Source organism: Bacillus fungorum (genome assembly GCF_002746455.1).
Taxonomy (GTDB): Bacteria; Bacillota; Bacilli; order Bacillales; family Bacillaceae_G; genus Bacillus_A; species Bacillus_A fungorum.
In genome coordinates this window covers 1-11,471 of sequence record NZ_NWUW01000055.1, presented here as the reverse complement: position 1 = coordinate 11,471, position 11,471 = coordinate 1, and the positions used below count along the sequence as shown (strand labels likewise).

11 protein-coding genes and 1 pseudogene are annotated in these 11,471 nt (G+C 30.4%); 7 read left to right on the top strand and 5 right to left on the bottom strand.

What is annotated here, in order from left to right:
* Window positions 1-115: 115 nt before the first annotated feature.
* The 3 genes and pseudogenes from CO726_RS33290 to CO726_RS32715 form a co-directional block, all read right to left on the bottom strand.
* The gene (locus tag CO726_RS33290; RefSeq protein ID WP_099686648.1) at window positions 116-262 is read right to left on the bottom strand and encodes a helix-turn-helix domain-containing protein; all 147 of its coding nucleotides are present in this window, start codon (window positions 260-262) and stop codon (window positions 116-118) included.
* A 646-nt stretch (window positions 263-908) separates the two neighbouring features.
* Window positions 909-1,211, bottom strand: a complete 303-nt coding sequence (locus CO726_RS29435; protein WP_099686646.1) for a hypothetical protein — start codon at window positions 1,209-1,211, stop codon at window positions 909-911.
* Window positions 1,212-1,248: 37 nt separating this feature from the next.
* Window positions 1,249-1,622: pseudogene (locus CO726_RS32715) on the bottom strand (recombinase family protein); the annotation flags it as partial.
* Window positions 1,623-1,757: 135 nt separating this feature from the next.
* Between CO726_RS32715 and CO726_RS32710 the strand changes: the two are divergent.
* From CO726_RS32710 to CO726_RS29400, 7 genes are all read left to right on the top strand, one after another.
* Window positions 1,758-2,411: a helix-turn-helix domain-containing protein gene (locus CO726_RS32710; RefSeq protein ID WP_245916839.1), complete on the top strand. Its 654-nt coding sequence runs from the start codon at window positions 1,758-1,760 to the stop codon at window positions 2,409-2,411.
* Between the two features lie 87 nt (window positions 2,412-2,498).
* Window positions 2,499-3,335 carry a hypothetical protein gene (locus CO726_RS32705; protein ID WP_245916838.1) on the top strand — a complete coding sequence of 279 codons (837 nt, stop codon included), beginning with the start codon at window positions 2,499-2,501 and terminating at the stop codon, window positions 3,333-3,335.
* Window positions 3,328-4,092: an IS21-like element helper ATPase IstB gene (istB, locus tag CO726_RS29420; protein WP_099686645.1), complete on the top strand. Its 765-nt coding sequence runs from the start codon at window positions 3,328-3,330 to the stop codon at window positions 4,090-4,092. Before CO726_RS32705 ends, istB begins: the two co-directional genes overlap by 8 nt.
* 398 nt (window positions 4,093-4,490) lie before the next feature.
* Window positions 4,491-5,966 carry a class I adenylate-forming enzyme family protein gene (locus CO726_RS29415; RefSeq protein ID WP_099686644.1) on the top strand — a complete coding sequence of 492 codons (1,476 nt, stop codon included), beginning with the start codon at window positions 4,491-4,493 and terminating at the stop codon, window positions 5,964-5,966.
* A complete protein-coding gene (locus CO726_RS29410) occupies window positions 5,967-7,202 on the top strand; it encodes a type III PLP-dependent enzyme domain-containing protein (protein WP_099686643.1) in 1,236 nt (411 codons plus the stop codon).
* A complete protein-coding gene (locus tag CO726_RS29405; protein ID WP_245916835.1) occupies window positions 7,195-7,428 on the top strand; it encodes a phosphopantetheine-binding protein in 234 nt (77 codons plus the stop codon). The genes CO726_RS29410 and CO726_RS29405 overlap by 8 nt, the downstream gene beginning before the upstream one ends.
* Before the next feature lie 12 nt (window positions 7,429-7,440).
* On the top strand, window positions 7,441-8,628 hold the full coding sequence (locus tag CO726_RS29400) for an acyl-CoA dehydrogenase family protein (RefSeq protein ID WP_099686642.1): 1,188 nt from the start codon (window positions 7,441-7,443) through the stop codon (window positions 8,626-8,628).
* A gap of 212 nt (window positions 8,629-8,840) precedes the next feature.
* On the opposite strand, the gene CO726_RS29395 is transcribed toward CO726_RS29400, so the two are convergent.
* Together CO726_RS29395 and CO726_RS29390 are read right to left on the bottom strand one after the other, a co-directional pair.
* Window positions 8,841-9,665 (bottom strand): HAD-IIB family hydrolase, encoded by an 825-nt coding sequence (locus CO726_RS29395; protein WP_099686641.1) that lies wholly within the window; start codon window positions 9,663-9,665, stop codon window positions 8,841-8,843.
* Between the two features lie 73 nt (window positions 9,666-9,738).
* On the bottom strand, window positions 9,739-10,872 hold the full coding sequence (locus tag CO726_RS29390; protein WP_099686640.1) for a nucleotidyltransferase domain-containing protein: 1,134 nt from the start codon (window positions 10,870-10,872) through the stop codon (window positions 9,739-9,741).
* Window positions 10,873-11,471 lie beyond the last annotated feature (599 nt).

Here is an 11,471-nt window from a genome sequence, read left to right as displayed (position 1 = left end):
GGAGATAGGGCACTTTGAATCTCTTGAGCAAATAGTTGTAATTCGTTAGAAACAGAAACAGACATAAAAAACGCCATCCTTTCCTATGATTCTACAGAAAGAATAGCGTATTTTTTCATTTTAGGGGGCATTTCTTTTTATTAGCTTGATAGCGATGGGATCTGATCCTTAATTCACTCATTAATCTCTGTACTCGCTTATGATTAATATGAAGATTATAGGTGATTTTCAACCAGACTTGTACTCTTGTGTATCCATAAATTCCTCAAAGCTTTTTATGACACTTTACTATCGTTTTCTTGATTTCGGCATCCTCCAATTGTTTTTCAGAAGGTGTCGCGTACCGCTTTATCCATTTGTACTGCTTCTAGTTACACTAGCAATATTGCATAGCATGGCAACAGTATAACCTTTTTTTGTTTTGGGTGCAGCTTCCATTTCTTCCCTTACTTACTTAATAAATAAAAGAAAAATCCTTGTATTGTATCATGGATCATTTGCATGAATATCAGACCTCTCTACTTTTCGTTTATAACAGAAAAACAGCGTGAATTTAAGCCATTCCATACTGTTTATTAATTAAAATTGATTATCTTTTATTATGTTTAATAGAGATTTTTTAATCCACTTCCAGATAACATAAATAAGTGTCCACATTACAAGAGAATATAGATAGCTAGGAATTAAAAGTTTTATTGTTGAAGCCTTTATCAAATTCCATACAGATATAAATATGGAATCCTGTAAATTGAAGTAAAAGTCACCTGAAAATTTTGTCGGCTCGATATTAAATGAAATTAGGATGCAAAGGATTAATAATGTAAAGGGAATAGCCATTGCGAGTGGTATTGTGAAAAAACTCAATAATTTTTGAAGTGAATATTTCATGATTTTCATTCCTTTCTTATTTAGTGTCTGATAGCTGTTAGGGTGCTTATTAATAGAATAAATCCCAATATAATTGCTGCTAAAAATCCAATTGAGAATTCTGCTTCTTGTATAAAGAATGGGTTTACATTGGTGTAAGTGGCTGTGACAGTATCTTTAAGGATAAGGAGTACTCCCAAACTTAAAAAACATATGCTTGCTCCTATTACCCTTTTTAATGCAGGGGCAGTAAGTTCCTTTTTCTTCATCCAAAGAAAGATCTCTATTAAAAAGACGATAATTGAAAATATAACTAGGTACAATATTATTGATATCATTTTCATCAGTATGTATCCTCGCTTTCGAAAATTACTATTTATATTATTTTTTCGTATAATCTTTTATTACCCGCTCATATCTTCTAACTACTCTGTAGAATGTAGTACTACTAGTTATATTACTCCTTCTCATAACAGCTGTAGCTGTGTTTCTTCCTTCTTTTCATTCGTTATAAGCATCGATAACTATCTGAGTGGTGGGGAGTACGAGGTCTTCCTAAGTGCTTTCATTGAGACTTAGCTAAAGTAATCCTTTTAGTTTGACGTTGCCTAATGTCCTGGCGTTTTTTCAGCAAATGCTGAGAGAATGGTTGCGTTTGCCTTTTGGATGGCACTTTGAATGACATAATTTGTGGCATTACCGTTATAAGTTACGTTTATAAATGGTTCTTTCAAGAATTCTAAATTTATTTTTTGTACCTTTTGACGTGTTGTGACTGCTAAACTAAAGTAGACAGTTTCCGATAACCAAGATTGAACACTTTTTTACCAAATAACTTCCATATTATGATAGATTGAGAGAAGATATCATGATATAGGGGGATATGAAAGGTGGAAAAATGGCAAGTGTACATGGAAATTCATCAATTATTAAAACAAGGTTTCTCAAAGAGTAATATCGCTAAAAAGTTACAAATATCAAGAACAACACTATACCGTTATCTTAATAAGGAACCAAAAGAGATGGCGGAATGGATAGACGCGATGCAATTTAGAACAAAGAAACTAGACAAGCATAAAACACTGATTCTTAGCTGGTTAAGAAAATATCCAGATGTATCAGCAGCACAAATATATGATTGGTTACACGAAAGATATGGGGATGTGCAAGCGGGAGAAAGTACAGTACGCTCTTACGTTAAAGAACTTCGTTCTGAGTACGATATCCCAAAACAAACAAGATCTCGTTCCTATGAAGCAATACCTGATCCACCTATGGGACAGCAAGCACAGGTTGATTTTGGGATGACAACGCAAAAAAACATTGAGGGAAAAAGCATAAAACTGTATTTTATTGCATTTGTATTGTCCCACTCCCGTTATAAATATATGGAGTGGTTAGATTGGCCATTTATTACAAGGAATGTTATTCAAGCACATGAAAATGCCTTTTATTATTTTGAAGTAATCCCTTTTGAGTTGGTTTATGATCAGGATAATTTAATCGTGGTAAGTGAAAATGCGGGTGATCTAATTCTTACTTGAGAATTAGAGACATACCGTAGAGACCTCGATTTAAAATTACGGGTATGCCGGAAAGCTGATCCAGAGAGTAAGGGGCGTATAGAAAACGTGTTGGGATTTATTAAATATAATTTTGCCAAGCATCGTATTTTTACTCACTTAGACTCATGGAATGAACAAGGACAGAAATGGTTACAACGAACAGGAAACAACAAAACTCATCATACAATAAAAAAGAGGCCAATCGAAGTGTTTACCCTTGAAAAACAACACTTACGACCAACCTCAAAGATGATCAATACTGGAAATATTGATCAAAAACCAACTAGCACAAGTATAACAAGGACTGTCCGAAAGGACAACACAGTTTTGAATAGATCAAATCGCTATTCAGTCCCATTAGGCACATATTCTCCGTATGGAAAAGTGGTTTGTTTATCAATTGAAGGAGAAATTTTGAAGATTTGTGATTCAGAAACAGGTGAAATCATAGGTAAACACAATATTTGGAAAGGAAAGGGACAACTGGTGCAAGATCGCAATCACACCCGTGATCGATCAAGGGGTATTAGTGCATATATAGAAACGTTGTCTAAGCATTTCCAAAAGCCAGAAATAGCAAAAGAATATTTAGAGAAAGTAAGAAAAAATCATCCTCGTTATATACGTGATCAGTTACAACTAATGAGTAAGCAAATTCACCAAACAAAGGAAACGGTATTAGAACAGGCATTATCAGAGTGTATCAGTCGAAAATTATATAGTGCAAATGAGTTTACAGACATTGTCGCTCACTTACACCGACAACAAGTGACCACACCAATTGATGATGATTGTACAATTGAAACGTTACATGTCCAAGCACTTTCAGTTGTATCTACAATTCCAGAAAAAAGAGATATCAATGAATATCTTGTTATCTTGGAGGGCGGCCACCATGAGTGAACTCAAACAAGATCAAGATTTACTACGTTCATTAAACTTGTCTGAAACAGCTCAAGAACTTCCGAATTTAGTGGACACGTCTAATAAAAATCAATATTCCTATCTAACTTTTCTTCGAAATGTATTAAAATACGAGCAAAAACGTAGGGAAGAAAAGTTAATTGAAAGGCGGTTAAAGTGGGCTACACTTCCCTATCACAAAACGTTAGACGAATTTAATTTGTCAGAACAACAATCACTAAGTCAAAAACAATTAAATCAATTGAAAGATTTAACTTGGTTAGATCAATTGTTTAATCTTATTATTCTTGGACCGCCAGGTGTTGGCAAAAACCATCTGGCAGCCGGACTGGGCATAGAAGCAATTTATCAGAGATATAAGGTGATGTTTATTTCAATGGGAGAACTCATACACACATTAAAAACAGAGGAATTTACTCGAAAAGCTCAAACACAAATGAAAAGAATTCGAGAAGCACACCTCGTCATTATAGACGATTTAATGTTTATGGCTATGGATCAGCGAGAAGCCAATCTCTTTTTTCACTTAATCAACGATTTGTATAACCATTCGTCAATCATATTGACGTCCAACAAGGGCCCAAGTGAATGGGGCGAACTTCTTGGAGATCCCGGTATCACGACAGCTATACTAGATAGAATTGTTCATCGTGCAGAAGTTATTCACTTAAATGGTGATAGTTATCGTATGAAACATAGAGTTACCATTTTTGAGCACGAAAGTGTTCAAAGTTAATGAGCAAAAAGTGTTCAATTCTACTTGACGGTTACACGTGTATTCTTCAATAGTTTTTCATATTCCTAAAAGGTTTACATTATACAAGCTTTGATTCTTTAAGCAAACGTTTGATTAATTTTATTTAAATATCTTATAAGGGTGAATTAAAATAGAAAATAGTTTTGGCTGACTTTATAGTTAGATAAAAGCTGTAAAGTCAAAAAAGAGAATTTTATCAATTTATTACATAACATGTTCTAATAAAATACAAAGAACAAGCTAAAATTTATCTAGATGGATAATTAATTGAATAAATGTAGAAAAAGATTTGTAAATATTATAGAATAACAATTGTTAGGAGTTTCCATGATTGCTAAAAAAAAGAATTATAAATAAGTATATGAATAGGAGGAAACATGAACTATATTCACCAGATACTTGATAATGTGGCAAGGAAATATAAAAAGAAAACGGCACTAATAGCTAGAGATGAGGTTATTACATACCAGGAGGTACAAGAAAGAAGTTTTCAATTTGGTAATTATTTATTACAACAAGGTATAGAAAAAGGAGATCGAATATTATTAAAACTACCAAATAGTATTGATTTAATCTGCTTATTAATGGGTATCTCTCGTGTTGGTGGTGTATCTGTGATTATAAATTCGCAGACTACAAAATATAATTACGACTATATTGTTAGTGACTGTAATCCCAAATTAATAATTAGTGAAGAATATAATTCATCAAAAATATCTATAAATCCAATAATATTGATGAATACTGTCAAAGAAGAAATAAAAAATTATGATAAACACAAATTGCTATCTGATGAGATTGAAGAAATGGACTTAGCATTATTGATTTATACTTCTGGAAGTACTGGGAGGCCCAAAGCCGTTGTTTCCCCCCATTCTAATGTTATATTTTGCACTAAAGCAATATCTGAAGTTTTAGAAATTAATGATTGTGATATAATTGGTAATTTTTTACCCTTTTCCTTTGATTATGGCCTATACCAAATATTTTTAAGCTTTTATAATAAAGCGACTTTAGCATTGGGAGAAGTTAGTCTAGCTGGGGTCCAATTTGTAAAGTTCCTAAAGGAATGGAAAGTTACTATTTTACCTTCTGTTCCACATTTAACAGAGGGTCTAATTAAGCTGTTACCTAGATATCGTAATGATGTTCCGCTAAGAATTATTACTAATACTGGTGAGAGTTTGCCTTTATCATATATTTCAAAGCTTGAAGTGTTAATCCCTAATTGTAAAATTTATCCTATGTATGGTCTGACTGAATGTAAAAGGGTATCGATACTAAAACCACATGAAATTGCTATTAAACCTGGTTCGGTTGGAAAACCTTTACAAGGTGTTAAGTGCTATGTTGTTAATGAACAGGGTAATAGTTTAAAAGTAGGAGAAATTGGTGAGTTAGTAGTAGAAGGTCCTAACGTCATGACAGGGTATTGGAACAACAACTCTCTTACTAATGAGAAATTTAAAAAGAACATTCATGGAGTAATTAATACCCTTTACACAGGAGATTTATTTAAAATAGATAACGATGGTTATCTCTATTTTATTGGAAGAACGGGTGACTATTATAAACAAAAAGGTTTTAGAATTAGTTTAAAAGAAATTGAAGATACAGTTTATAATCTGAATTTAGCAGAAATAGCTGTATTAATTCCGCCTGATGACCTGGTTAAGAAATCTATACTTTTTTTAAAAACAGATAAATCTATAAGTTATGTTAAGGAAAAGCTTATGGAAAGAATAGAATCTTATAAAATACCAGATGAAATTTTAATTTTAAAAGAAATGCCTGTATCTGTAAATAAAAAAATTGATAAGTCAAAACTACGAGAGATTAGGAGTCAGATTTAGATGGTTGATTACAATTGTTTAGTTGAAGAATATGGTAGTCCATTGTACGTTTATAATTTAGCAGAACTAACTAAATCATATCAAAAATTAATAAATTCACTTCCTGATGAAAGTATAATTTATTATTCTCTAAAGGCAAATCCTAACCCTGAGATCACTAGACACTTAATCAATCTCGGATGTTATGCTGAAATCTCATCTACTGGTGAACTAGACACTGTATTGGATGTTGGCGGGCCTCCAGAGCATTGCTTATATACTGGTCCAGGAAAAACTAAAAAAGAGATACAATATGCACTTTCCAAGAATGTTAGTCATTTTTCTGTTGAATCATTCAATGAATTGGAAATAATTAATGATTTAACGAAGAATTATAGCAAATTAATAAATATTACTTTAAGAATAAATCCTTCGTTTAATGTTGGTAACGCTAGTATTAAAATGACCGGCATTCCCTCTCAATTCGGTTTTGATGAGGAGTGTCTTAATAGTGATATAATTAAATTGTTTAAGGCTAATAAAAATTTAAAGATAAATGGTTTTCATATTTATAATGGATCTAATTTTAACAATATGAATATACTAGTAGAGAATTATACTAATATATTAGAAACTATATTAAATTTGAAAAATAAATTATCTATTGATATTGAGTTTATAGATTTTGGCGGGGGATTTGCAGCACCGTTTGGGAAAGATTTAGATCTACCAGATTATAAGGAATTGAAGGGTAGTTTAGAGACGTTATTAAATAAGTATTTTAAGGGCAATCATAGACCAACTATTGCGTTTGAATCAGGTAGATACTTAACAGCGACATGTGGTTGTTTAATAGGAACTGTACAGTCTGTGAAGGAAAGCAAAGGCCGAAAATACTGTATCGTAGACTTTGGTATTAATCATCTTGGGGGAATGTCTGGATTAAGGAGAATACCTACCATAGAACTTAATATACTTAAATTAAACACATCTGTAGAAGATAACGCAAAAGTGGAAACTGTTACTATTGTTGGACCATTATGTACACCTTTAGATTATTTGGCGAAAAATGTTAGTGTAAGTAAGTTACAACCAGGCGATGTTGTATTTGTACCTAATGTAGGAGCATATGGGTTGACTGCAAGCTTAATTGCCTTCCTAAGTAGAGAAATTCCAAAAGAAATAATAATTAAAAATCAAAGTGTGATATGTTCTCACACGTTAAAGATTGTTAGAGGAGTAGAGAATAATGGATAAAGTTTTTATAGAGATTATGAACACACACCTTCAAGAAGAATTAAATATTAATAATCAAAATAAAGATTTAAAAGAATTGGGATTAGATTCCTTAGCTTCTATTGAATTATTATTAGAAATTGAAGAAGCTTATGAAATAATTTTTCCAGATGAATTATTAACTGAAGACACATTTTCAAGTAGTCGTAACTTATGGAGTATAGTCAGCAAGTTAAAAGGAGAGTGAGCGATTAGAAAAGTGAAAATTGATAAAAAAGAATATTTGATAGATAAAGCATGGAGAATAAGAGATTTATTAGTTAGTGAATCTGAGGAAATTGATTTATATAATAAATTTCCTGTTAATGGATTGAATCTTCTGAAAGAAAGTAACTTTATGAGCTTATTAATCCCTAAAGAATATAATGGGGATGAGATTAGTATAAAAGAGGCATCTGAGGTAGCTCAAATTTTAGGTAGCGGTTGTTTATCAACTTCAATGATATGGGGAATGCACTGTCAGCAGGTAATGACATTGGTTAAATATACAAATAATGAATCAAAAAAATCGATACTTAAGGAAATAGTTAAAGATCAGTTATACATCGCTTCAGTAACATCTGAATATGGAAAAGGTGGGCATTTATTAACATCCCATTCTCCTTTAAATTGGATTTCAAAAGATAAATTTCATATTAATAGAGATGCACCTACAGTTACTGGTGGTGCCTATGCGGATGCTTATTTAATTACTACAAAAGCAGAAGAAGATGGTTTAGATTCTGAAGTTTCTTTAATTTATGCGCTTCGAACGGCATTGAAAATTAGTCAAGTTGGTAATTGGAATGCTATGGGAATGAAAGGAACTCAGAGTACGGCAATGCATATTAATGGTCTATTAAAGGATGAAAATATAGTGACAAAAGTTAAGTTTGAGGAAGTTGCTCAATATACATTAATACCAATGGCCCATATTATGTGGGTATCAAGTTGGTTAGGTGCTGCTAAAAATGGTTTTAAGCAGCTAATAAAAATATTTAGAAAAAACAAGTCGATAAAGAAATATAATTCTGACATTATGATTTATCGTTTATCAGAGATCCGTTTATTGTTAGATACAGTTGATGTATATCTAAATCATGTAGTTAATGTATATGAAGAAAATTACAATAGCAAACAATTAGATATATTGCGTTCAAGGGCTTTTAATATTCACTTAAATAATTTGAAAATAATAGGATCAGAAGACCTTTTTAAAGCAGTGGATAAATTAATTGAAGTAGCAGGATTATATCATGGTTATTTAAAAAATTCAGAAACTACATTAGAGCGCACTTTTAGGGATTTAAGGGCAGCCTCTTTAATGTATCATAATGATCGTTTAAAGATTGCAAATGGAAAGATGTCGTTATTTGCTTCGGATCTATTGCCACGTAGATTAAGTTAGACAATTAATTACTAAAAAACAAATTAATTATCTAAGAATCCCTTGATTTTTAATAACAATATTTCAAGTGGTGCAATTTTCTTATCTTAAGATAGAAAAAAATGAACATAATGACCTATAGCGTGAAAAGGCTGCAAAGATTACTTAGAAAAGTACTTTGCAGCCCCATTATTTTATACTTATTAATATTAATGAAATGTAGCATTACATTTTTATTTCCGCATAGGTTTTAGTGAATTATTCCAATTGCTTAAATAAAGTCCTAAACTTGTTTTAAGCTTTAAATTAGCTACTGTATGCAGAGCCTCCCTACAATTAGGAACAGCAACTCCTAAACGACACTTTTCTAACATAGTTTTATCATTTTCTGCATCCCCAAAGGCAACTACATTATTTAGATCAATTCCGATAGGGGTAATTATTTTTTTTAAGCCCTCAGCTTTGCAAGAATTAGCTGGATATAATTTAATACCGCCAAGATACCGGATGTTATAACCGCTTAAATCAGCGTTTTTAAATAATATTTCTTCCATATTAATTTTATTAGTTTCATAGAATAGATGTATTTCTGTAACGTTATTAAGTTCGCTTAGCTCTTTAATATCTATGATTTTTATGGCATCTCTTGAAATTCTATAAATTAATTTATATTTTATTAGAGCTCTTTTAGAATTTGAATAAAGTAAACCATTGGATTCAATTACAAATGATGCATTAGCGCAATAATTATGTATTATAGATTTAACTGTTAAATTTGGTATGGATTTTAAAATCTTTATTTCATCTTTTAAGTAATTATAAATTACATTTCCATCATTAAGGACCAAGTTACTATTAAATAAACTAAAGAAATTTTGAGAAACTCTCAAATTTTTAATTGATTGGACATTTCTCCCTGTAGCTATAAATAAACTTACACCGTTTAATTTAAGTAAAGTTAGACCTTCCAAAACTCCTTCAAATAAAGTTTCATTTTTGTCAATTAGTGTACCATCTATATCAAAAACAGCTGTTTTATACTTATAATTCTCATTCATAGGATCTCCCTTTTATTTTTCCAATTGTTTTAGTGAATAACAAATAATAGACAACTTAAAACTTTCCTCTAAATTAAATTTTAGGATTAATTAGTTCTTTATTTACCTTATAGATATCAAACATTCTTTCAATTAAGTTCTCATCACTGTAAACGAAAGCAAGGCTATCACTATCATAGTGGTAAACATTATTTAATAGTGTATCTTTTTTTACAATTAAGCTATTTAAAATCCAATCAAAAGAGGGTGTATCAAATATTTTTTGAATATATCTAAGCGCAAAAAATATTTGGTTTTCAAAATTATATTTTTTTGCAAAAGCAAGTACCGAATTCCAATCTATTTCTTCTTTAGTAAGTAAATAATAGATGTCACATAATTTATATAAAAGCAAATCTTTATGCTTTTGAACATCCCTGTAACAAATAGCTTCTTTATAAAAGTGTTCTGCTAGAAATATTAGTAAACTTTCTTTATTCAACATAAATATCTTTTGACTATTTATCTCTATTTCAACTTTTTTTGCAAAAAGCTCATCAATAATATTGATGTTGTGATTTTTAGTCATCAAATTAACAGAAAAATGAAGATCAATTATGTGTTGAGTAAGAAAATGTTCACTATCCGCAACATTTTTTACAAGTGGAACTATCTCATGTGAACTAAGTTTTCTTATCAGCATTTTTTTACGATTGGGTTTTATTATTTTAGTATGATGTATATATTCACCTTGTTCATATCCAAGTGATAATATTATACTTTTAGCTCGCTCAATATCATCAGGATGAACCAAAATGTCGTTATCATTAAAGTCACGAAGTCCAAAATCTTCATAAATATATTTAGATAAACTAATACCCTTTAAAAGAACATATTCTATTTTATTCTCCGTTAATGATTCACAGATTACAGATGTATATTTAAACTGTTCGTCTGTTCTGCATTTTTGTGAGGAATAAGCATTCTTAAGATATTTGTATAATCTTGGGAAAGAGCATCGGTTACTATCATCGTTAAAAAAGTATTGTTTTAAATTTAACCATGCTATTCCAGCCACACGATGCATTTCCAACATCCCGATAACTTTGTCCCACTCTAGGTTTTTATGAAGTAAATTCACTAAGTGTTCCCTTTCATGTGAGTTTAAATCTTTTTTTGCTAATAATATAACCAATCTATATTCATCTCTTAAAGTTTTGTTATTCATAAATATCTCCTTTATTTTTTTGCATACTAAATACTTTATTGCTAATAATATTGGAATTTAATGTTTGACCATATTATGGTAATTTGTTTTTTTTACATTGTCAAACATTATTTTACTGAGTAGGATATATCTCTTTATTACAATCAAAACTTTCATAATTTAATCAAATTAAGGTAAAATATATATAGCTTTTTAAAGTTTTAAAACAATTATTTATATTTATTTACGTTAAAGAATATGATATAGATAAATTCCATTTTATATGAGAATATCAATTGAAAACATATAATTATGTTTATATTAAATTAAATGGATTTATTGGAGGTAGAAAAATTTATCTAAATGCCTTGAACTGCAAAATATATTTTCTTAAGTTGAACGATTTTATCTTAGTATAATAATTTAACTAATTTGATTTTGTTAATGTTTGCTAGAATGTTTTAAACAAAAAGCGCTAACTAAATTAAGGGAGTGGATTTGAGTCAATATTTTGGACACAAAAAAGTTAAATCTAAGCTACTTTTGTAGCTAGATCTTCTATTGCTTGGGGAGTTTTATAACCAATGCTACTATGGATTCGCTTACGATTATAAAATCCC

Excerpts from the sequence above, each read along its gene's own strand:
- istB (WP_099686645.1), top strand. The coding sequence starts at position 3,328 with ATGAGTGAACTCAAACAAGATCAAGATTTACTACGTTCATTAAACTTG.
- CO726_RS29410 (WP_099686643.1), top strand. The coding sequence starts at position 5,967 with ATGGTTGATTACAATTGTTTAGTTGAAGAATATGGTAGTCCATTGTAC.
- CO726_RS29390 (WP_099686640.1), bottom strand. The coding sequence starts at position 10,872 with ATGAATAACAAAACTTTAAGAGATGAATATAGATTGGTTATATTATTA.
- CO726_RS29415 (WP_099686644.1), top strand. The coding sequence starts at position 4,491 with ATGAACTATATTCACCAGATACTTGATAATGTGGCAAGGAAATATAAA.
- CO726_RS29435 (WP_099686646.1), bottom strand. The coding sequence starts at position 1,211 with ATGAAAATGATATCAATAATATTGTACCTAGTTATATTTTCAATTATC.
- CO726_RS29405 (WP_245916835.1), top strand. The coding sequence starts at position 7,195 with ATGGATAAAGTTTTTATAGAGATTATGAACACACACCTTCAAGAAGAA.
- CO726_RS29395 (WP_099686641.1), bottom strand. The coding sequence starts at position 9,665 with ATGAATGAGAATTATAAGTATAAAACAGCTGTTTTTGATATAGATGGT.